The sequence below is a fragment of the Streptococcus pantholopis genome (assembly GCF_001642085.1).
GTDB lineage: Bacteria > Bacillota > Bacilli > Lactobacillales > Streptococcaceae > Streptococcus > Streptococcus pantholopis.
In genome coordinates, this window is sequence record NZ_CP014699.1 from 743,196 (window position 1) to 765,450 (window position 22,255).

The window sequence follows — 22,255 nt, forward strand, 5'->3', positions numbered from 1 at the left end:
GGTGAAAACCGAGCTGTTTTTTATATCTGTTTGACAGGCAGAATCTGTTTTCTACCCTTTTTCTTTAATAATATAAACAGGACGTTTTTTGGTCTCTAAAAAGATTTTGGCAATGTATTTTCCCAGTATTCCGATACAAAACAGCTGAATCCCGCCCATAAAGAGTATGATAGAGACTGTGCTTGCCCATCCAGATACCGGGTCATCCCAAATTAATTTACGAATAACGATAAAAATAATAGCAAAGAGTGAAAAAACAAAACTCACTGTCCCAGTCCAAGTTGCAATATTTAAAGGCACTTCAGAAAAGTTAACGAATCCGTCAATAGAATATTTGAGCAAGTCAAAGAAATTCCAGCTGGTTTTTCCTGCAATCCGTTCACGGTTTTCAAAACTGATATAAGTTGTCTTGAATCCAACCCAAGAAAAGATACCCTTAGAGAATCGGTTGACTTCACCCAAGGTTAAGATACTGTCAACAACTTGTCTGGTCATCAAACGAAAGTCTCTGGCGCCGTCCACCATTTCCGTGTCCGTAATTTTATTAGCAAACCAATAAAATAGTTTTGAAAATAAGGAGCGTATCGGAGGTTCACCTTTTCGATTAGCACGCCGTGTACCGACAACATCATAGCCTTCTTGAATTTTATCATACATTTCAGGCAGTAAATCCGGCGGATCCTGGAGATCAGCATCCATTACCGTAATTAAATCCCCTTTAGCCTCTTCCAGACCGGCCAGCAGTCCAGCCTCTTTTCCAAAGTTTCGGGAAAAGGAAATATAGTGGACATTGCTGTAAGTTTTTGCCATATCGCGCAGGACGGAAAGAGTCCCGTCTGCAGATCCGTCATTGATAAAAAGATAGTCAAACGCGACCTTATCCTTCATGCGGCTTTCAATGCTTTGCATTTCTTTTAAAAAGGGGCGGATAGCCTCTTCTTCATTGTAACATGGAACAACAACAGATAAAAGTGTCATAATACAGCTGCTTTCATTATAATTCTTACTTTAGATTATACCATAGAAAGGCTGTTTTAGTAAATCTGAATATAAAAAGGCAGCAAATCATCAAGAAAAAATCTTTTTTTCGAATAGAAAAGTAAGACGGTTCAAAAGAATATCAGCTGCACTTTACATGGCTGTTTTCATTGGCAGACAGACGATTTATGTCTAAGTGTCAAACTGTTCGGAGTCTAACCTTAAAAAAGTCATTAAGCTGAAAAAGAGCAGGTGCTTTACACTCGTCTATTATAAAAGAGCAGCTCTTTTGTAAAAAAGCTTTAAAATAGCAGGCTTGCCCATCATATCAATGAATGTTATAATAATTTTAAATAAAAAAAGAAAGGTTATATTATTGGAAAAGAAAAAGCTACAGACTTATCTTATCGCTCCTTTTGTAATGAGCGTTTTCTTGGGGACCGGATCTGTCCTGGCTGATGAACAGTATGTGGACAGCCCACTTCCGGAAACTGCTGTGACAGAGGCACAGCCAAGCATTCAGACAGAAGCGGCAGATAACAGCGACAGAGCTGTGGAAATTCCGGAAGGAGTACTGCCATCAGAATCGGCTGATGTTCAGGAGGAACCGGCTTCTAATCTGACGGCGTCAACAGAAACTGAAGAGGCAAAAGACCCTGTTGTTCAGGAGGGGACAGCTGCTGCAAATGCTGAAGATGAAACAGCAGTTTCTATCAATGTGGAAGAACTTCAGCAGTTGAGTGAAAGTGCTGAGGAGGCCTCTTTAAGAGCAGCATCGCCTGATGAAAGTCAGCAAGAATTAGCTGCAGCCTTGGAAACACAAATGATGTCTTCGGCTGCTGATGCAGTGCTTCATACGCAAACCAATCAGCCCCAGCCTGTTACTCTGGCAAATATAACGAATAAAGAGCTGGCTATTGCCTATCAGAAACCGGTTGCTTCCGATGAACGCATTATGTTTGCTGTTTGGTCTGATGTGAATGGACAGGACGACTTAGTATGGTATACTGCTGATGCAGCAGGCGCCGCTTATGTTGACTTATCACGGCACAGGTCTTACGGTACTTATCATATTCATACCTATTCGGTTCGAAACAGCGGTAATTATGGTTTAGATGCGATGACTGTCACGGTAGCCGAACCGCAAATTGAAACAGCGATTAAACAGACCGGTAATGGCAGCTTTGATATCATTATCAGCAAAGTTCCTCAAACGATTACTGGTATCATGGTTCCGGTCTGGTCAGATCAAAAAGGCCAAGATGATTTGATATGGTACACTGCCCGACAGACTCAGCAGGGAACTTATACAGTCAGTGTTGCGGTGAAAAATCATAATAATGACAGAGGGCACTACCATGCGAATATCTATGGCTACAGTACGATATTAGGGAGCCAAATCGGTCTAGCATCCACATCTGGTTTTGACAATGTGGATACACGCAGCAATGCTGCGGTTTCTATTGCAAATTATGCTGAAAATAAAACCACTTTTGATGTCGTGGTTGCGGGCTCATCAACGACCAAAGAGATTAAAGCCGTTAATATCGCAGTCTGGTCACAGGATAAGGGTCAGGATGATCTGAAATGGTACTCTCCGACAGTCAGAAATAACAGAGCTTCTGCAACTGTCAATATTGCAAATCATTCTAACCGCTCTGATCAGTATATTGTTCATGTGTATACGGACTATAGCGACGGAACAACAGTGGGGACAGTTCTGGGTTCCTATAAAATTACCAAACCAGCAGCTAAAAACACTGTTACAGCCAGCTTAACCAGCAACGGCATTGCTATAAAACTGGATTCTAATACCGTAACGGATTACAGCAAAGTCCATTTTGCAGTCTGGTCACAGGATAAGGGTCAAGATGATCTCCAATGGTATCAATCGAGCAGCAGTGGTACTGTTACTGCACCGTACAGCAATCACAGGGGTTATGGGATTTATCACATTCATGCTTATCTCAATGATAAGGGGCGTATGGTTGGTCTTAGTGCAAAAGATTTCGATATTGGCCAGCCTAATGTGAAAACAGCAATTGCTAAAGCCACTGAAACCAGCTATACAGTAACTGTGTCTGAGATCCCAGCTTATATAAGTTCGATAATGCTGCCAGTCTGGACGAGTCATAATGGTCAGGATGACCTCAGCTGGCTTACTGCAGACAGGCAAGCTAACGGCACTTATACAGCAACTATTAATTTGCGGGATCATAACTTTGAAACGGGGCATTACCATGTTAATGTCTATGGGCAAAGTAAAATCGGTAATCAGTTTATCGGCCTGTCAGCAACTGAAGGATTTACGGTAACGGAGACCGTCAGAGCAGCAGATGCTGCAGTCGCAGTGACGAACCACAATGCGGCAGCTGGCAGACTTGAAGTAGTGGTTACAGAAAAAGCTGACGGGAAAATTGTCAAAAATGTCCAAGTAGCGGCTTGGTCAGAAAGCAATCAAGCCAATCTTGCCTGGTATGAAACGACCTCAGTAAGTAACGGTAAGGCGTCTGTGACTGTAGATGCGAAAAACCATGGTTATATTCAAGGAAACTACACCGTTCATGCCTATATTAATTATAATGATGGCAGCACATCAGGATTTGATCTGGGGAGCTATGCATTCAATGCTGAAAGACCGGCGGTTGAATTACCATCATATTTCATTGATATCAGCAGCCACAACGGCATTATTTCAACAGCTGAATTTACTTCTTTGAAACAGCAGGGGATTGAAGGTGTTGTTGTGAAACTGACTGAAGGAACGAGCTATACCAATCCTTATGCCCGGGCGCAGATTGCTAATGCTCAGGCAGCCGGTATCAAAGTATCTGCTTACCATTACTCGCATTACACGACAGAAGCGCAAGCCAGAGCCGAAGCTCAGTATTTTGTCAGCGTCGCTCAGTCTTTAGGGCTTTCAAATGCTACTGTGATGGTCAATGATATGGAAGAATCTGCTATGCTGCCTAATATTAACAGCAATGTACAAGCTTGGCAGAATGAGATGAACCGTCTGGGATATAACAATGTTGTTCACTACACAATGGCCAGCTGGCTGGATATCCGCGGCGGTCAAGTCAGCACATCCCAGTTTGGCTTATCGAATTTCTGGATTGCCCATTACACCAATGGTTATACTTACTTGAGTCAAGAACAGGCAAAAGCTCTGTCCTACTACTCAAATGCTGCAGCTTGGCAGTACACCAGTGTTTCACCTAAGTTATCGCATAATCTGGACGAAAATATTGATTATACCGGCCGGTTTACCCGATAAGGATTAGTTAGAAAGTTGGCGCTTATGACCAAAATAATCAGTCGTTTTGCAGCCTGTCTGGCAGTGATTGTTTTACTTACTGCCTGTGCAGATCAAAAAAACGGAACGGACAATCAAAGAGCTTCTGGAACTGTTTCATCTTCCCAAGTAACCAGTCAGGCTCAGTCAGAAGACTCTCGGACTTCATCGTCTTCTGACAGAACTTCTGAGTCAGGAGAACAGACAGAGTCTGAAATAGCAGCAATCAACGGACTGGATAGCGGCCGAGTCTTAAAAGGGGATTATGGAACCATGGCAGGCAGCTGGGAAAATGCTGCCGCTGATGCCCTTACTTTCAATCAAACAGGTTTAACAACATCAGGAATGACTGGAAGCTTCCTTGATATTGATCAGGATGGTGTTTTATTGCTGAATGTTGAAACAGCCGATAAAACCAATCTGACGCTCTACATTATTCCAGCCGGTAAGACTCTTTCATCTGCTTACTTTAGCAATGGACAGTCTGATACGACTGATATAGCAAAAGACCGCATTCTTTCTTCTCAAGACCTAACTGCAGAGAATTTAGCAGAGAAGGCTTATTACCATATTACTGCTGAATAAAGAATCGTGAAAAGCGGTCAGCGGTTTAAAAGCAAACGGCTCAGCGCTTGTTTACGTGCCTGCTTTTATAGCAACGCTTTACCATTTCGGTCAGTCCGTCTGGCATGGGAAATGGTAAGGCTTTTTTTATGTAAATGCCTTGCTGCTAATCATCAATGACTTAGCAGTAGAGACTGTTTGTGTTTTTTGCTATAATAAAATGGATTAAATATTGAGGTGACGTATGGGATATACAAATTTGTTGGAGCGTTTTTTGACTTATGTCCGAATCAATACTCGCAGCGATCCTGCCAGTAAAAAGACACCTTCAACGCAGAGCCAGATTGATTTTGCACTAAACATTCTAAAACCTGAAATGGAGGCTGTTGGTCTTCAGGATGTGCATTATTTGCCAGAGAATGGCTATATAATCGGTACTTTACCGGCTACAGATCCGGCAAAAAAGAACAGAATCGGTTTTATTTCGCATATGGATACTGCCGACTATAATGCTCAAGGAGTTAATCCGCAGGTTATTGAACATTATGATGGCGGCAGTATCGCTCTTGGTGAATCGGGTTACCATTTGACACCGCAGGAATTTCCGAAATTAAAGCATTATAAAGGGCAGACTTTAATTACAACTGACGGTTCTACCTTGCTGGGCGCTGACGATAAAGCAGGTATCGCAGAAATTATAACAGCAATGGCTTATTTAGCTGAGCATCCCGAGATAAAACACGGTGAGATTCGAGTCGGATTTGGTCCGGATGAGGAAATCGGTGTTGGAGCAGATAAATTTGCTGCAGACGATTTTGCTGTTGACTTTGCCTATACAGTTGATGGCGGTCCGCTTGGTGAACTGCAGTATGAGACCTTTAATGCCGCTGCTTTGGACATTGATTTCTTAGGCCGCAACGTCCATCCCGGAACCGCAAAAGATCAAATGGTCAATGCCTTGCAGTTGGCTTTTGATTTTCATGCTCAGCTGCCTGATGCCGACCGTCCGGAAAAGACCGCAGGCTATGAAGGTTTTTACCATTTATTTAAGCTAGAAGGAAATGTCGAAAAAGCCCATAGTTCTTATATTATCCGTGATTTTGACAGTCATTCATTTGAGGAGCGCAAAGCTTTGGTCCGAAAACTTGCTGAGAAAATGAACAGGGATTATGCAGCTAAACGTGTTTGTGTCAGTTTAGATGATCAGTACTACAATATGAAACAAGTGCTGGAAAAGGATAAACGTCCGGTAATTATTGCGGAAGAAGCTATGAAAAAAATAGGCATCAAGCCGCTTATTGCTCCTATTCGAGGCGGAACAGACGGCTCAAAAATTTCTTTTATGGGCATTCCGACCCCTAATTTATTTGCCGGCGGTGAGAATATGCACGGGCCGTTTGAGTTTGTCAGTTTGCAGACAATGGAGAGGGCTGTAGATCTTATTATTGAAATCGTAAAATTTTGATAATTCCCACTAAAAAAGAAAAAAATATGATAGAATAGAGGTATTGGGGGAGGGCTTCATGATCAAGATTTTTGGCAAAATAAGGTACCATTGGCAGCCTGAATTATCTTGGCTGATTATTTATTGGTCAATTGCAATCGCTCCTATATTTATTGGCTTGTCACTTTTGTTTGAAAGAACTAGGATTCCGTCTTATATTTTTATTTTGTTTGCTTTATTTATTGTTCTTGTCAGCATTGGTTTTTACAGGTATTTCATTATCGAAGATAATGGAATTTTGCGAGTCGTCTCTCTGAATCCGAGAATTCCTAAAAAAATAGCGATTGCCTCCATTGACAAAATAGAGGTGACCTATTCAACCTTAGCTCTTCATTTGGCTGACGGACAAAGCTATATGTTCTATATGAGAAAATGGCCGAAGAAATATTTTTTAGATGCTTTGGCTGTCGATCCGGATTTTAGAGGAGAAGTTGAGCTGCTGGATAATTTTACAAAGATGGACTATTTTGAAGTTTATAAAGAAAACAAAAAAACTCCTACAAAATTGTAAGAGCTTTAGTTGGGCAGGCTTTAACAGCTTTTAGGGTATTCTGGTCCTGACTGTTGATTGTTTTAACCAATTCTGAGCTGTCAGAAAATTTGACTATGCCGTCATCGTCATAATCAAACAGTTTGGAATAGGTCTGGCAAAGCCCGCAGGCGATACATTTTTCTGGGATTAATACTACTTTCATGCTATTATTGTAATATGAATTGAATTATTTAACAAGGGGGAAAATCATGGCAAAACAACCATGGGAAGAAAAAATAGTTGACGACAGTGAAGAGCAGACAGCAGACAGCAAGGAAGAAAAGAAAAAAGCAGAAGACAGTAAAACCTTGGTTATTTCGACACCTTGGCTGACAGCTTTGCTGAGCGTTTTTTTCTTGTTGATTGTCGGCATATTGTTTGTCTTTTACTACACTTCAAACAATAATACAGATGAGACTGCCCAGTCATCATCTGCTCAGGTTACAACGTCTGCAGGGAATTCAGCTGAAACGACAGTCAGTCAGGAAACATCAGCCAGCTCAAGCTCTGAAGAAACAACTGCATCTTCCAGTGATACAACAACATCGGAAAGTTCTGAAGGAAACGGTGATACCATAACGGTTTTAGCTGGTGAAGGAGCAGCAGCTATTGCTTCACGTGCAGGGATATCGGTAGAAGAGCTGCAGGCCTTGAACCCAGATCATATGACACTCGGTTACTGGTATGCGGATCCGGGTGATGAAGTTCGCATTAACTAATCGGAATTAGAGGAAACCATGAAACCCATTACAATTGCTATTGATGGTCCGGCTTCAAGCGGAAAAAGTACAGTAGCCAAGATTGTTGCCAAAAATCTTGGCTATACTTACTTGGATACCGGAGCAATGTACCGTTCGGTGACTTATCTCGCTCTGCAGCATCAGCTCAGAGAAGAGCAGATTCCTGAAATTTTGGGGCTTATCAGGACTAATCCTATTTCTTTTTCACAAACAGCTGATGGCCAGCAGATTGTTTTTGCTGGCGATCAAGATATCAGTTCTGCTATTCGCCAGAATGCTGTCACCAGAAATGTTTCTTGGCTGTCAGCTATCCCCGAAATCAGAGAAGAGTTGGTTGCTCAGCAGCGCCGGATTGCAAAAGATGGAGCCATTGTTATGGACGGACGTGATATCGGAACGGTCGTTCTGCCTGATGCAGAGCTTAAAATTTTTCTGCAGGCATCTGTTGAGGAACGGGCGCAGCGCCGTTTTAAGGAAAATCAGGAGAAAGGGATCAAAACCGACTTCGAAAGGTTAAAGCGTGATATCGAAGAACGTGACTATAAAGACAGTCATCGTGCTGTTTCGCCCTTAGTGCCCGCAGCAGATGCGCTTATTTTTGATACGACAGGTGTTAGTATTGCAGAGGTTGTTCATTTTATTCAGGAAAAAGCTGAAAAAATTATTGACAGGAACTAAAGCTCATGTTATACTAATTGCTAGCAGTGAGAAAAGCAGAAGTGAGAACTTCTCGCCTTGCGACTAAACGTTGTCTGGCTCTACATATCAAGTTTCAGTAATGAAATATATTGTAGTGCGGATTTGTGAATCAAGTCCGCTTTCGTTTTTCTCTTGAAAAAGAAAAAAGAGGTGAAGATTATAGCTAAGAAAGATCTATTCATTAATGACGAAATCCGTGTCCGTGAAGTTCGTCTTGTTGGTCTTAATGGCGAACAGCTGGGCATTAAGCCGCTCTCGGAAGCTCAGGCTGCTGCGGATGAGGCTAATGTAGATTTGGTCCTGATTCAGCCGCAGGCGACCCCCCCAGTTGCGAAGATTATGGACTACGGCAAGTTCAAATTTGAATATCAAAAGAAACAGAAAGAGCAGCGCAAAAAACAAAGCGTTGTCACCGTAAAAGAAGTCCGTCTGAGTCCGGTCATTGATAAAGGTGATTTTGAGACAAAACTTCGCAACGGCCGCAAATTTTTGGAAAAAGGCAATAAAGTTAAGGTTTCCATTCGCTTTAAGGGCCGAATGATTACCCATAAAGATATCGGAGCAAAAGTCTTAGCTGAATTTGCTGAAAGAACTCAGGATATTGCGATTATTGAACAGAGAGCTAAGATGGACGGCCGGCAGATGTTTATGCAGCTTGCCCCGATTCCTGATAAAAAATAAGCTTGATATAAGTATATTACGACGTAAGGAGAATAGAAAAATGCCAAAACAAAAAACTCACCGCGCCTCAGTTAAACGTTTTAAACGTACAGGTTCAGGTGGCCTTAAACGCTTCCGCGCTTATACTTCTCACCGTTTTCACGGTAAAACTAAGAAACAGCGCCGCCACCTTCGCAAAGCAGCGATGGTTCATTCAGGTGATTTTAAGCGTATTAAATCGATGGTAACAGGACTTAAGTAAGTCGGTATTTCTGAAAAAAGTATTGGAGGATTTATAAATGGCTCGTGTTAAAGGTGGCGTTGTTTCACGCAAACGCCGTAAACGTGTTTTAAAATTAGCAAAAGGTTATTATGGTGCAAAGCATATCTTGTTCCGGACTGCAAAAGAACAAGTGATGAATTCTTACTACTATGCTTACCGTGACCGCCGTCAAAAGAAACGTGATTTCCGTAAGCTGTGGATTACTCGTATCAATGCAGCGGCTCGTATGAATGGCCTGTCTTATTCGCAGTTAATGCATGGTTTGAAGTTGGCTGAAATCGAAGTTAACCGGAAGATGTTAGCTGATTTGGCTGTTAATGATGCTGCAGCTTTCACTGCGCTTGCTGAGGCAGCAAAGGCTAAACTGGAAACAGCCTAGTTTAAATTGAGATTAGCAGATTCTATAAGACGGTAAAGGCCGTCTAACAAACGAGAGCAGAGGAAAACCTGTTCCTGTCGGAACTGCGTTTTTTCTCCTATTCTTCATTTTTAGGACAGCTATACATGCAAAGCAAGAATAGCTTTGTTTGATTCCAAAAAAACCGAAGCTGAGACATTTTTGTCCCAGCTTCGGTTTTTTGGATTTAGACTTGGTTAACAATATGAACCTGCTGTTCATCACTGATAGGATAGGTGATGGTTTGATGTCCGTCCAAGTCTTCGTTATTCAGATCGACTGCTGTGATTTGGCTGTTATGATAAGTTTTGTAATAATAAAGTCCTTTATCTAGATTACAGCAGGAAGAATAAATCGTATATTCGTATTTTTGCCCCTCAACCTGGCATAAGCCCATTTGCTGTTCAACAGATCCTAAAATGTGGAAGAACTGGCTGATACTTTCACTTTCTGAGCTGCCAGACACTGAGTTAAGCCGTATAAAGGCGGCTTTTACAAAGCGTGAAGCGGATGACAAATCGCCTGGCAGCCCAATACCGCCCATTCCCCGGCTATAAAGATCTAACTCTATTTGGTCAGAAAAGTGGTTCTCCGGTGTTGCTGTAGATAATGCCCGATAATTATTAAGGTTAAACAGCTGATAGTCGAAAGGAGGATTGTTGGTCAATACTCCAGCAGGGTTATCATAAAGTTTTAATCCCTCTTTAACACTTTCAATGACAATAGCCTCATCTTTGTCAGCCAGCAGCCAGTGCAAAGGTGAAAGCGGCAGCTCAGGACTGAAATTGATGTTAACGAGGTTAATGCGGGCTAAAAACTCTTTGGCTTCAGCCACCGTAGAACATTGGCTGAGAATCCAAGGGATAAATTCAAAAGGAGTGATATTATCTTTTTCGTCTGCAAACGGTTTATAATCTGCGTTGTCCGGAAAGTTGAGTCCAGCCATGGCTAAGCCTTTTTCGTTCATAGCATCGTAGTATAAAGGATATTCTTTTACATTAGCTGTGATACCGATAATAGCATAATGGCGGTCAATGCTGTCTGCTTTTCGAAAGACAAAGGGATAATTTCTTGGCGTAATCCTGACAACTTCATTATAAGAAATGTCATAATCAAAATTTCGGCCGAAATAATGATCTTTTGTTGACAATGTTATCGCAGTACACATAATATTGAACCTCCTTAATTATTATAATCTTACATCTTCATGTTAATACTAATTCTAAATTTTTTCAAATAAAGTGTTCATATTTAGTAAAAATTTGTTGCTGAAGACGAAAGAGAAAAATTGCTTAATCAGCTGCTGAAAAATTTTTGGCCGGCGAAAAAACAAAGCTGAGATATTAATCTCAGCTTTGTTTGCTTTATGAGAATAAAAATAAAGGGATGCTCTTGAAATCATAATTTTTTTATCCGCTCGCTTTGTTCTTGCTTAATCTCCCCAGATCAGCCTCAAATTATGGTGCTGAGCTGGAAGAAGAACTGGAGCTTGAAGGAGAAGTATCATGAAGCTCCGCATAGCTGGGTGCCTGAAAGAGGTCCTGAGTTGTTTTATTGCCATTTTGGCTGAATATACTGTTTGATTTCTGCCCCAAATCTTTAGCTGTGCTTTCTAGCTGCTTGAGCTGATCTGTGTAGGCTATCTTACTGCTATCCATAGGTTTTAAATCCTCATTGTTGTAAAAGCGCAAAAGGTCACCTGTTTGAATAGCATCACTGATCGAAAGCTGCATCGAAGCTACCTCACGAATTTCTTTCAGTTTGGCTTCTGTTTCCTCATCAGGGTTTGTAATCTCTTCACCGCTTTGCGTGAAATAGGTTCGTCCGCTGTAGCTGGTGTATTCCGGGGTGATATAGTAACCGGAAGTTCGGAGTGCTACAATCTGGTCATTATCCGGTGAGAGGAGGTCTTGACCTAGCTGTATATATTGACTGGTGTCAATCCCTAACAGATGAAGCAGTGTTGGCAGCGAGTCAATTTCACCTCCGTAAGTATCGCTGATAAATCCTTGACTGTAGCCAGGAATATGAATCATATAGGGTACCCGCTGAAGCATAGCATTGTCATACTCTGTCCAAGTTTCCGGATCTTTGCCGAGTAAGCTGGCTAAGCTGGTATTGCGGCTGTTAGAAATCCCGTAGTGATCGCCGTACAGAACTATTATCGAATTATCATAGATTCCAGCTGCCTGCAGGTATTTAAAGAAAGCTTCGACCGATGCGTCTAAATAGTTTGCTGTTGCAAAGTATCCATTGATGGTTTCATCTCCCGTATCAGCCAGAGGAAAGCCTTCTTCGTCCGCTTCTCCCGACAGGCTGGTGTAGGGATAATGGTTTGAAACAGTGATATACTTAGCATAAAAAGGCTGCTGGAGCTGCTCTAAATATGTTATGGAATCGGCAAACATATATTTATCATTGAGGCCGTATTGGAAAGAATTGCTCTTGGTTTGTTCAGAAAAAGAGGCGGAATCAAAGAAATAGTTGTAGCCCCATTGCTTATAGGTGTTGTTTCGGTTCCAAAAGCTGCCGACATTGCCGTGAAAAACAGCACTGGAATAGTTATCTTTTTGTGCCAGAATGGACGGAGCGGCGTAAGCGGTGTTGTCACCGCCGTAATTAACCATATAGGATCCGGTATTGAGACCGAATAATGATGTTTCCATCATAGTTTCTGCATCTGAAGTCTTACCCGCTTTTACCTGATGGAAAAAGTTGGAAAACGAAATAGTAGACTGAGAATGGTAAAGAGAGTTAATAAAAGGCGTCACTTCATGTTCGCTTCCATCAGCATTTAACTTATAGTCAATCAGGAATTGCTGAAAACTTTCCAAATGAATCACAATGACATTGCGATTTTTTGCGATTCCGAAGTATTTAGCATCGGGTTTAGCATAATGATCTGAAACATAGGTTTCGACTTCGGCTAATTTCTCAGCCGTCGCCTCCGAACGTTCTTTCTGAGCCTGATAGGTCTGATTAGCGCTGTAAACCGTAAAGGCCGGAAGACCGATAGCACGAACGAGATAGGTATTGGAAAAGCCGCGGGTTAGAAGCTGCGGCCGGTCAACCTCTGCCATGAATAGATTAATGGAGAAGAAAAGACCGGATAGGGCTGTGACAGCAAAAGCTGCTCGTTTATTGAAAGGGCGGCTGTCTGTGTTGACTTTTTTTCTGACAAAAATATAAATTAAGAAGAAAAAATCCAGTATATAGATGATATAGCCCGGTTTCAAAAGATTCAATGCAGAATCACCCAAGCCTGCCGAAGCGCTTCCGCTGGCCAGCATGGTACTGACAGTGATGAAATCAGTGAATTCACTAAAATAGATAACATTTGCCAGAAGCAGGAAATTTAAGATAATATAGACTGCAAATTCTACAGTGTAGAAAGCTTTTGTATTGGTGATATATAAGGGTAGCCCCAGAACCAAAAGGGCGATAGGGAGCGGATTGATAACTGTCAGAAAAATTTGGTAAAGATTGCCGACATCTAAGGAAAAATCAATATTGTAGGCCCAGAGGTTTTTTAACCAATAAAACAGCAGCAACGTTAAAACAAAACCCAGACGGCTGTTCATCATAGCGAGAAATTTGTTTATTACTTTTTTCACTAAACTAACTTCCTTATATTAATAGAATTTCCAAAAGGTTCTTATTCACAATTATACCATAAAATGAAAATTTTCATGTGAGAATAAAGTTTTTTAGGAGTAGGAATTTTGCTGAAAATCTGCTATAATATGGGTTATGAGTAAACTGTATGTGACTTCTGCAGCCGAAAGGAAAATAAGCAGAGGAATTCAGTGTTTAGAGGCGAAAGATTTTCAAGAATTAAAGCAGACGGATAAAGAAGTTTTGCTTTACAATAAAGCGCAGCAATTTCTGGGAACAGCTTATCTATCTAAGCAGAATAAGGGAGTTGGTTGGTTTGTATCAAAAGAAAAAATAACCTTAAATAAGGCCTATTTTGTTGCCCTTTTTCGGGCTGCTCGGAAGAGACGGTCCTTTTACGAACGCTCGGATGGGACGACAGCTTACCGTGTTTTTAATCAGGACGGTGATTTTTTTGGCGGTCTAACAGTCGATTTATACGGGGATTATGCGCTTTTCTCTTGGTATAATGCCTTTGTGTACACTATTCGTCAGACGATTGTTGCTGCCTTCAAAGAGGTCTTTGCTGACAAAGTGAAGGGTGCCTATGAGAAGGTTCGTTTTGATGGGCCTGCCTATGACTCCTCTTTTGTTTATGGAGAAAGAGCAGCAGAAAAGTTTCTTATCGCTGAAAACGGCCTAAAATACAGTGTTTTTCTAAACCAAGGTTTGATGACCGGTCTTTTTTTGGACCAGCGCGAAATTCGCAAGGATTTAGCTAACGGTTTAGCAGCCGGTAAACGATTGCTCAATCTTTTTTCCTATACGGCAGCCTTTTCTCTTGCTGCTGCTTCTGGGGGAGCAAAAGAGACAGTGTCGGTTGATCTGGCTAAGAGATCTAAGGAGCTCTCACAAGCCCATTTTGCAGCCAATGCTATTGCAGATGACAGCCATCAGTTTCTTATCATGGATGTGTTTGACTACCTAAAATATGCTAAGCGGAAGGGCCTCCTGTTTGATATTATTCTGATTGATCCGCCCAGTTTTGCGCGGAATAAGAAGCAAACTTTTTCGGTTCATAAGGATTATCCCAGATTAATTTCTCAGTCACTGGATATTTTAACCGAAGGAGGGATGATCATTGCTGCGGTCAATGCAGCTAACATGAGTATTTCCCGATTTCAAAAAGAACTGGAAAAGGGGTTTAGCACACGCAGACACACTTACCTTAGTCTCAAGCAGCTGCCGGACGACTTTGCTGTAAATCAAGCAGATGAAAAAAGTAATTATTTAAAAGTATTCACAATAAAGGTGGAAAAATGAAGATAGTAGTACCAGTAATGCCTCGAAGTCTTGAAGAAGTTCAAGCGTTTGAACTTTCCCAATTTGAAACGGCTGATATTGTTGAGTGGCGGGCAGATTTTTTAAATAAAGATGATATTATGACGGTTGCTCCGGCTATTTTTGAAAAATTTGCCGGCTTTGAAATCCTTTTTACGCTCCGAACGACCAAAGAAGGCGGCAACATTGACTTGTCTGATGAGGAGTATTTGGGTCTGATTAAGGGTATCAGTTCGATTTACAATCCGGATTATATTGATTTCGAATATTTCACACATATGGAAGCTTTTCAGGAAATGCTGGACTACCCTAATTTAGTCTTGTCCTATCATAATTTTCATGAAACTCCGGAAAATATCATGGAAGCTTTTTCTGAACTAACAGCTCTGGCGCCTAGAGTTGTCAAAATAGCGGTAATGCCTAAAAGCGAGCAAGATGTTTTAGATTTGATGAATTATACCAGAGGCTTCAAAACGCTTAATCCTGAGCAGCTCTATGCCACCATGTCCATGGGAAAATTGGGGCGTATTTCACGAATGTGCGGTGACTTGGTCGGTTCCAGCTGGAGTTTTGCCAGCCTTGAGCAAGTCAGCGCTCCCGGACAGATTGCGCTTCCCGATATGAGAAAAATTAAGGAGATTCTTGATGCAGATTGACGGTCATACTAGGCTGGCAGCTGTAGTTGCCAGTCCGATAAAGCATTCAATCTCTCCTTTTATCCATAATTACGCCTTTGCCCAATTAGGCATTAACGGTGTTTATGTCGCTTGGGATACACGGCCGGAGGATTTGGAGGAGACCGTAAAAAATATTCGGCGCTATAATATGTGGGGGATTAATTTGTCCATGCCTTATAAAAGAGTGGTGACGCCTTATCTTGATGAGCTGGATGTCAGTGCTTCTTTATTTGGAATGGTCAATACGGTTGTCAACCGCGATGGTAAACTAATCGGCTACAATACAGACGGCTACGGTTTTTTTGCCTCTCTCCCCAGTGATTTTACTATTAAGGGGACAACACTGACGGTTTTGGGAGGAAGCGGTGCTGCTACAGCTATCTCTGCTTATGCGGCCAGACACGGTGTCGCTAAAATTAATATGTTTAACAAGGAGAAGTACCTCGAAGTCACACGGCAGCGTCAGGGCAAGGTGACTGAGGTAACAGGTGTTCCTGTGGCCGTTTTTGATTTAGCTGATCAGGCCCTTATTCAGCAGAAAATCAATGAGGCTGATTTAGTGGTCAATGCCAATGGTGTTGGCATGGATGGTATTACCATGGTCGTGCTTCCTGAAACGCGTTTCAAACAGGGGCAGCTGGTCGCAGATGTAATCTACAATCCTTTTGAAACTCCTTTTATCAAACTGGCTAAATCGCAAGGCATAGAGACCATCAATGGTTTGGGAATGCTTCTGCATCAGGCTGCTGAGACTTTCAGACTGTGGACAGGGCAGGAAATGCCGGTAATCGAAATTTGGGATGAGCTTTTGAAAAAGTATGCTATCAAGTAAGCAGGTGAGTGAATGAATTTACGGGTTAATCTATCGAGCAATCCTTATGACATTATTATTGACAGACACTCTTTAGCAAAGGCAGGAGAATGGGTCAGCAGCATTTGGCAGCCGCAGAAAATTGCGGTAATTACTGATAACCATGTTGGCAGTCTGTATGCCGAGAAAGTTAAACTCAGCCTTGAGGATGCAGGGTTTGATGTGGTTGTTTTTGATTTTTTGGAAGGTGAAGCCAGTAAAAGTCTGACAACTGTCAATAAAGCTTATGAGTTTCTGGTGGAACAATCCTTAACGCGGAGCGACGGGATTGTGGCTCTCGGCGGTGGGGTTGTCGGAGATTTGGCTGGATTTGTAGCCTCTACTTATATGCGAGGGCTGCATTTTTTACAAATTCCTACCAGTCTGACTGCTCAAGTGGATTCTTCTATAGGCGGCAAAACAGGAGTTAATACAGTATTTGCTAAAAATATGGTAGGAACATTCGCTCAGCCTGACGGTGTCCTGATTGATCCAGAAACGCTTAAGACGTTGGGAAGAAGAGAGCTGATTGAAGGTATGGGTGAGGTGATTAAATATGCACTGATTGCTGATCCTGAACTTTGGCAGGAGCTCCTTTCTATGGATGGTTCAGTTCAGTCTATCTTAGATCATGCAGACTCCATTATTTATCATTCCTGCAATGTTAAACGTAACGTCGTAGTTGAAGATGAATTTGACAATGGTAAGCGGCTCTATTTAAATTTCGGCCATACTATCGGTCATGCTGTTGAGGCGACTGCAGGCTACGGTCAAGTAATGCACGGGGAAGCAGTGGCAATCGGGATGGTTCAGATGGCTCGGGCAGCTGAGAAAAAAAGACTGATGCCGGCTGGAATCGCAGACGACATTGCTGCTATGTGCCAAAAATTCGGCTTACCAACAGTTTATCAGCCATGGGATATAAATAAATTATATGATGCTTTAAGGCATGATAAGAAGGCTCGCGGCAGTTCTATTAAGACGGTCATTGTTCCGGAACTGGGGCGGGCAGCTATCAATCAAATCCCCCTTGAAGAAATGAAAGACTATTTGGAGAGATAGATGAGATATTTAACAGCGGGTGAGTCACATGGTCCGCGTCTGACAGCTATCATTGAAGGTGTGCCTGCGGGTCTTTCCCTGACGGCAGAAGATATTAATATTGACCTCAAACGGCGCCAAGGCGGCTACGGCCGGGGCGGCCGTATGAAAATCGAATCGGATCGGGTTGTTTTTACCTCTGGTGTCCGCCATGGTAAAACAACAGGTGCGCCGATTACTATGGATGTTATCAATAAAGACCATCAAAAATGGCTGGAAATTATGTCAGCAGAGGATATTGACAATCGGCTCAAAACTAAGCGCAAAATTACCCATCCGCGTCCCGGCCACGCTGATCTGGTGGGCGGTATGAAATACCGTTTTGAGGATTTACGCAATTCGCTGGAGCGTTCTTCAGCGCGTGAAACGACCATGCGTGTGGCAGTAGGAGCTGTCGCCAAGCGCATTCTGACTGAACTCGATATTGAAATTGCTAATCATGTAGTCGTCTTTGGCGGTAAAACAATTGCTGTTCCGGACGGCTTAACTGTTTCGGAAATCAAAACCTTAGCCGGACAGTCTGAGCTTTCTGTAGTCAATCAGGAACGTGAGCAGGAAATTAAGGATTATATCGACCGAATCAAAAAAGAGGGCGATACAATTGGCGGCGTTGTTGAAACAATTGTCGGCGGCGTGCCAGCTGGTCTGGGGTCTTATGTCCAATGGGACAGAAAATTAGACGGCAAGCTTGCTCAGGCAGTTGTTTCTATTAATGCTTTTAAGGGGGTTGAATTTGGCGTCGGCTTTCAGGCTGGCTATAGAAGAGGCTCTGAAGTGATGGATGAAATTCTGTGGAATGAAGAAGACGGCTATACTCGCCGTACCAACAATCTCGGCGGCTTTGAAGGCGGTATGACCAATGGACAGCCAATTGTCGTGCGAGGAGTGATGAAGCCTATTCCGACACTTTATAAACCGCTGATGTCAGTTGATATTGAAACCCATGAGCCTTATAAGGCTACGGTAGAACGTTCTGACCCTACGGCTCTGCCGGCTGCCGGTGTTGTTATGGAAGCTGTTGTGGCGACAGTTATTGCTAATGAACTTTTGGACAAATTTTCTTCAGATAATATGGAAGAATTAAAAGAAGCTGTCGCCGGCCACCGGGAGTTTGTTAAACATTTTTAGGCTGACAGCTTATGGGATTGGAGTAAAATATGGAAGAGAAAATCATCTATATAGCCGGATTAGGGTTGATTGGAGGGTCGCTGGCTCTGGGAATTAAGCGCAGGCACCCTCATTATAAGATACTTGGCTATAATCGTTCTGATAAATCACGGATTATCGCTTTGGAACGCGGCTTGGTTGATGAAGCGACCGATGATTTTAAAGCTTTTGCTCCTCTGGCTGATGTGATTATTCTGGCTGTGCCGATTAAACAAACCATCACCTTCCTTAAAATTTTATCTGAAATTGATTTGAAAGAGAATGTGATTATTACAGATGCCGGTTCAACTAAGTTAGAAATCGTGTCAGCTGCTGAGCAATATCTGACGGGAAGACCAGTGCAGTTTGTCGGTTCGCATCCTATGGCCGGCAGTCATAAATCCGGTGCGGCAGCAGCAGATGTGCACTTATTCGAAAATGCTTATTATATTTTTACTCCCAGTAAATTGACAGGACAGCAGACGATTGCAGATTTAAAAGATCTGCTGTCAGGTTTGCAGGCCAGATTTATTGAAATTGAGGCTGCTGAACATGATCGGGTAACCAGCCAGATTTCGCATTTTCCTCATATTTTATCTGCCAGTTTGATGGAACAAGCCGGGGACTATGCTGCTGAACATGAGATGGCCAGCCGTTTCGCAGCCGGTGGCTTTCGTGATATGACCCGTATTGCTGAGAGTGAGCCCGGCATGTGGACCAGTATTCTTTTAACGAATAAAGCAGCTGTTTTGGAGCGTATTTCAGACTTTAAACAGCGTCTGGACAGTGTTGCAGAGCTCATTTCTCAAAATGATGAAAATGCGATTTGGGACTATTTTGCTAAGGCAAGACAGACCCGCAAAGAAATGGAAATACACAAACGCGGCGGTCTTGAAAGTTCATTTGATATTTTTGTGGATGTTCCGGATGAAGAAGACGTGATTTTGGAAATTTTGGAGCTCTTACGAGGGACTTCTCTGGTCAATGTTCATATTAATGAGGAAAATCGAGAAGACATTAACGGTATTCTCCAAATTTCTTTTAAAAATGCTAATGATTTGGAACATGCACGGCAAGTGATTACAAGTAAGACTGCTTATAAGGTTTTTATTGAATAGGAGACAGTAATGGCAAATGTTTATGATATTGCAAATGAGTTAGAAAGAGCTATTCGGGTGCTTCCTGAGTATCAGGCAGCAGTTACTGCTAAGTCAGCTGTTGAGGCTGACAGCGAGGCTAAGGAACTTTGGGAGCAATTTTTACAAGCTCAGAAAAAGTTTCAGACTATGATGCAGTCAGGGCAAGCGCCTTCTCAAGAGGAACAGGAAGAATTAACTGTCTTGGGGCAAAAAATCGAAGAAAACCCTGTTTTGAAGGCTTATCTCGAGCAGCAGCAGCGTTTGTCTGTTTATATTGCTGACATTGAAAAAATTGTTTATGCGCCTTTGCGGGACCTTCAGTAAAAATGCCCTATTAATAAGCGGTCAGTCTATTTAGACTGACCGCTTATTTTATCCAGATACAGAGGCCGATAGCAATCTTTTTAAAAGATTGATAGGCTAATTGGCCCCCTTCCTCACTTATAAGAAGGACGTAGCAGATTTTTGTTTTAAATGCCTTTTTATGCTAAAGTAAAATTATCCTAGTCAAACAGATTGAGCCAGCTAAGCTTTCACAACATGGGACCAACCGTCTGAAGGCTTTGCTGTCTTAACAGTTGACTGCATCTTTCTAGTCGTTCTGGCAGGGGTGCGTCTACGAAATCAAAGATTTCGGACTTACCGTCAGCCGTAAACGTCTGAAGGCTTTGCAGTCTTTACAGCCTGCCGCACCCTTCTAGTCGTTCTGGCAGGGGTGCGTCTACGAAATCAAAGATTTCGGACTTACCGTCAGCCGTAAACGTCTGAAGGCTTTGCAGTCTTTACAGCCTGCCGCACCCTTCTAGTCGTTCTGGCAGGGGTGCGTCTGCGAAATCAAAGATTTCGGACTTACCGTCAGCTGTAAACGTCTGAAGGCTTTGCAGTCTTTACAGCCTGCCGCACCCTTCTAGTCGTTCTGGCAGGGGTGCGTCTACGAAATCAAAGATTTCGGACTTACCGTCTTTTTGCTGTACTCTTTTAACGGGCTTTGTATCTTGGTCAACTGAACACGGCCTAAACTCCGCGGGAAAAAGATGACCTGACTTAGAATCTGGCGATTCGTCAGTCCGTTCCCTATTTTCCTTTTGCGTTTTTAACGGCCTTTGTATCTTATTGGAATTGAACACGCCCTAAAATCCTAGTGAAAAAGATGGCTGTCATCGTGATGCCAGCATCACTTGCCATCCCCTATTTTCATACGGATTTTTAGACGGCCTTTGTATCTTATTGGAATTGAACACGCCCTAAAATCCTAGTGAAAAAGATGGCTGTCATCGTGATGCCAGCATCACTTGCCATCCCCTATTTTCATACGGATTTTTAGACGGGCTTTGTATCTTGTTTTTAGAGGAGTGTGTAATGGTAAAAGCATATGATTATATTGTCATTGGCGGCGGCAGCGGCGGAATTGCTTCGGCTAATCGTGCTGCTATGCATGGAGCTAAGGTGTTGTTAATTGAGGCTAAAGATATCGGGGGAACTTGTGTAAATCGCGGCTGTGTTCCTAAAAAGGTGATGTGGTATGGAGCTCAGGTTGCTGAAACTCTTCACCATTATGCGGCAGATTATGGTTTTTCTTTGTCAGATACTGCCTTTGATTTCGCAACTCTCAAGAAAAATCGTCAGGCCTATATTGATCGGATTCATGGCTCATATGAGCGGGGATTTGATCAGACGGGAGTAGAACGGTTATATGAGTATGCTACTTTTGTCGACAGTCATACTGTTACTGCCGGGGGCGAAAGCTATACCGCTCCGCATATTTTAATTGCTACAGGCGGGCATGCTCTTATCCCCGATATTCCGGGCAGCCAATACGGTATTACTTCAGACGGCTTTTTTGAACTGGAAGCTGTCCCTAAACGGACGGCAATTGTAGGAGCTGGTTATATTGCTGTTGAGTTAGCCGGGGTTCTTCATGCGCTGGGCAGTCAGACCCATCTTTTTGTCCGTAAGGACCGTCCTTTACGGAAGTTTGACCGAGAAATTGTCGATGTTCTTGTAGAAGAAATGACAGAGACAGGGCTGGAGTTTCATCCTTTTTCGATTCCTAAGGAGGTTATCAAAAATGCTGATGGCAGCCTGACCTTGTTCTTGGAAAACGGTCAAACATATGAGGTGGATACGCTGATTTGGGCTATCGGCCGTCAGGCAAATGTGACTAGTTTTAATCTGGAAGTTACCGGAGTTGAGCTTAATGACCATGGTTTTATTGCGACAGATGCTTATGAAAATACCAGTGTTGAGGGCATCTATGCATTAGGCGATGTCAATGGCAAATTAGAGCTGACACCAGTTGCAATAGCAGCGGGCCGTCGTTTGTCAGAGCGTCTTTTTAACAATAAACCTGATGAAAAACTGGATTATACCAATGTTCCAACTGTCATTTTCAGCCACCCTCCGATGGGCTCAGTCGGCCTAAGTGAAGAAGCGGCTGTTGCTCAATTCGGTAAGGATAATATTAAAACCTACACTTCCAGCTTTGTTTCAATGTATACCGCTATTACCAGCCGTCGGGAACGATGCAAGATGAAGCTGGTTTGTCAGGGAGCAGATGAAAAGATTGTCGGCCTTCATGGTATCGGCTATGGTGTGGATGAGATGATTCAAGGTTTTGCTGTAGCCCTTAAAATGGGTGCCAGAAAGGCTGATTTTGATAGTACTGTAGCTATTCATCCGACCGGGGCAGAAGAATTTGTCACAATGCGCTAATTGTTATAAAAAGATTTATCTCTAATGTCATTCAATCAGTCAG

The 22,255-nt window shown here is 42.5% G+C and carries 21 protein-coding genes and 1 other annotated feature; of the genes, 17 read left to right on the plus strand and 4 right to left on the minus strand.

Annotated features, from left to right (window positions below; genetic code table 11):
• Positions 1 to 51: 51 nt before the first annotated feature.
• Positions 52 to 978 (minus strand): glycosyltransferase family 2 protein, encoded by a 927-nt coding sequence (locus A0O21_RS03485; RefSeq protein ID WP_067061338.1) that lies wholly within the window; start codon positions 976 to 978, stop codon positions 52 to 54.
• A 421-nt stretch (positions 979 to 1,399) separates the two neighbouring features.
• On the opposite strand from A0O21_RS03485, the gene A0O21_RS03490 reads away from it, so the two are divergent.
• The 4 genes from A0O21_RS03490 (at position 1,400) to A0O21_RS03505 (ending at position 6,852) form a co-directional block, all read left to right on the plus strand.
• Entirely contained in the window at positions 1,400 to 4,255 is a 2,856-nt protein-coding gene (locus tag A0O21_RS03490) for a GBS Bsp-like repeat-containing protein (protein WP_418346440.1), read from the plus strand.
• Positions 4,256 to 4,279: 24 nt separating this feature from the next.
• Positions 4,280 to 4,858, plus strand: a complete 579-nt coding sequence (locus A0O21_RS10990; protein ID WP_067065092.1) for a hypothetical protein — start codon at positions 4,280 to 4,282, stop codon at positions 4,856 to 4,858.
• Positions 4,859 to 5,081: 223 nt separating this feature from the next.
• Positions 5,082 to 6,302 (plus strand): peptidase T, encoded by a 1,221-nt coding sequence (gene pepT / locus A0O21_RS03500; RefSeq protein WP_067061345.1) that lies wholly within the window; start codon positions 5,082 to 5,084, stop codon positions 6,300 to 6,302.
• 58 nt (positions 6,303 to 6,360) lie between these two features.
• On the plus strand, positions 6,361 to 6,852 hold the full coding sequence (locus A0O21_RS03505; protein WP_067061348.1) for an EbsA family protein: 492 nt from the start codon (positions 6,361 to 6,363) through the stop codon (positions 6,850 to 6,852).
• Here the strand turns inward: A0O21_RS03505 and A0O21_RS03510 are convergent.
• Positions 6,839 to 7,036 (minus strand): ferredoxin, encoded by a 198-nt coding sequence (locus A0O21_RS03510; protein WP_067061351.1) that lies wholly within the window; start codon positions 7,034 to 7,036, stop codon positions 6,839 to 6,841. The two genes, A0O21_RS03505 and A0O21_RS03510, sit on opposite strands and share 14 nt — an antisense overlap.
• 46 nt (positions 7,037 to 7,082) lie before the next feature.
• Here A0O21_RS03510 and A0O21_RS03515 point away from each other — a divergent pair, with 46 nt between their 5' ends.
• The 5 genes from A0O21_RS03515 to rplT all read left to right on the plus strand — a co-directional run bounded on the left by A0O21_RS03515 (position 7,083) and on the right by rplT (position 9,634).
• Positions 7,083 to 7,592, plus strand: a complete 510-nt coding sequence (locus A0O21_RS03515; protein WP_067061354.1) for an SAG1386/EF1546 family surface-associated protein — start codon at positions 7,083 to 7,085, stop codon at positions 7,590 to 7,592.
• An 18-nt stretch (positions 7,593 to 7,610) separates the two neighbouring features.
• On the plus strand, positions 7,611 to 8,291 hold the full coding sequence (cmk, locus tag A0O21_RS03520; RefSeq protein ID WP_067061357.1) for a (d)CMP kinase: 681 nt from the start codon (positions 7,611 to 7,613) through the stop codon (positions 8,289 to 8,291).
• Positions 8,292 to 8,318: 27 nt separating this feature from the next.
• Positions 8,319 to 8,445 (plus strand) — a sequence feature (ribosomal protein L20 leader region).
• Between the two features lie 17 nt (positions 8,446 to 8,462).
• Positions 8,463 to 8,993: a translation initiation factor IF-3 gene (gene infC, locus A0O21_RS03525; RefSeq protein WP_067061361.1), complete on the plus strand. Its 531-nt coding sequence runs from the start codon at positions 8,463 to 8,465 to the stop codon at positions 8,991 to 8,993.
• A 40-nt stretch (positions 8,994 to 9,033) separates the two neighbouring features.
• Positions 9,034 to 9,234 carry a 50S ribosomal protein L35 gene (gene rpmI, locus A0O21_RS03530; protein WP_067061364.1) on the plus strand — a complete coding sequence of 67 codons (201 nt, stop codon included), beginning with the start codon at positions 9,034 to 9,036 and terminating at the stop codon, positions 9,232 to 9,234.
• A gap of 37 nt (positions 9,235 to 9,271) precedes the next feature.
• The gene (gene rplT, locus A0O21_RS03535; protein ID WP_067061369.1) at positions 9,272 to 9,634 is read left to right on the plus strand and encodes a 50S ribosomal protein L20; all 363 of its coding nucleotides are present in this window, start codon (positions 9,272 to 9,274) and stop codon (positions 9,632 to 9,634) included.
• 205 nt (positions 9,635 to 9,839) lie between these two features.
• On the opposite strand, the gene bsh is transcribed toward rplT, so the two are convergent.
• Both bsh and A0O21_RS03550 read right to left on the minus strand, forming a co-directional pair.
• Positions 9,840 to 10,820 (minus strand): choloylglycine hydrolase, encoded by a 981-nt coding sequence (gene bsh / locus A0O21_RS03540; protein ID WP_067061372.1) that lies wholly within the window; start codon positions 10,818 to 10,820, stop codon positions 9,840 to 9,842.
• Between the two features lie 289 nt (positions 10,821 to 11,109).
• Entirely contained in the window at positions 11,110 to 13,266 is a 2,157-nt protein-coding gene (locus tag A0O21_RS03550; protein WP_418346438.1) for an LTA synthase family protein, read from the minus strand.
• 136 nt (positions 13,267 to 13,402) lie between these two features.
• Here A0O21_RS03550 and A0O21_RS03555 point away from each other — a divergent pair, with 136 nt between their 5' ends.
• The 8 genes from A0O21_RS03555 (at position 13,403) to gorA (ending at position 22,212) form a co-directional block, all read left to right on the plus strand.
• Complete coding sequence (locus A0O21_RS03555; RefSeq protein ID WP_067061379.1) at positions 13,403 to 14,569, plus strand: class I SAM-dependent rRNA methyltransferase; 1,167 nt, start codon at positions 13,403 to 13,405, stop codon at positions 14,567 to 14,569.
• A complete protein-coding gene (gene aroD / locus A0O21_RS03560; protein WP_067061382.1) occupies positions 14,566 to 15,243 on the plus strand; it encodes a type I 3-dehydroquinate dehydratase in 678 nt (225 codons plus the stop codon). Before A0O21_RS03555 ends, aroD begins: the two co-directional genes overlap by 4 nt.
• The gene (locus A0O21_RS03565; RefSeq protein ID WP_067061384.1) at positions 15,233 to 16,096 is read left to right on the plus strand and encodes a shikimate dehydrogenase; all 864 of its coding nucleotides are present in this window, start codon (positions 15,233 to 15,235) and stop codon (positions 16,094 to 16,096) included. The genes aroD and A0O21_RS03565 overlap by 11 nt, the downstream gene beginning before the upstream one ends.
• A 12-nt stretch (positions 16,097 to 16,108) precedes the next feature.
• Entirely contained in the window at positions 16,109 to 17,176 is a 1,068-nt protein-coding gene (gene aroB / locus A0O21_RS03570; protein WP_067061388.1) for a 3-dehydroquinate synthase, read from the plus strand.
• Positions 17,177 to 18,343 carry a chorismate synthase gene (gene aroC / locus A0O21_RS03575; RefSeq protein WP_067061390.1) on the plus strand — a complete coding sequence of 389 codons (1,167 nt, stop codon included), beginning with the start codon at positions 17,177 to 17,179 and terminating at the stop codon, positions 18,341 to 18,343. It abuts the gene before it with no gap.
• Positions 18,344 to 18,372: 29 nt separating this feature from the next.
• Positions 18,373 to 19,479 carry a prephenate dehydrogenase gene (locus tag A0O21_RS03580; protein WP_067061393.1) on the plus strand — a complete coding sequence of 369 codons (1,107 nt, stop codon included), beginning with the start codon at positions 18,373 to 18,375 and terminating at the stop codon, positions 19,477 to 19,479.
• 9 nt (positions 19,480 to 19,488) lie between these two features.
• Complete coding sequence (locus A0O21_RS03585) at positions 19,489 to 19,824, plus strand: YlbF/YmcA family competence regulator (RefSeq protein WP_067061396.1); 336 nt, start codon at positions 19,489 to 19,491, stop codon at positions 19,822 to 19,824.
• A 1,035-nt stretch (positions 19,825 to 20,859) separates the two neighbouring features.
• On the plus strand, positions 20,860 to 22,212 hold the full coding sequence (gene gorA, locus A0O21_RS03595) for a glutathione-disulfide reductase (protein ID WP_067061403.1): 1,353 nt from the start codon (positions 20,860 to 20,862) through the stop codon (positions 22,210 to 22,212).
• Positions 22,213 to 22,255 lie beyond the last annotated feature (43 nt).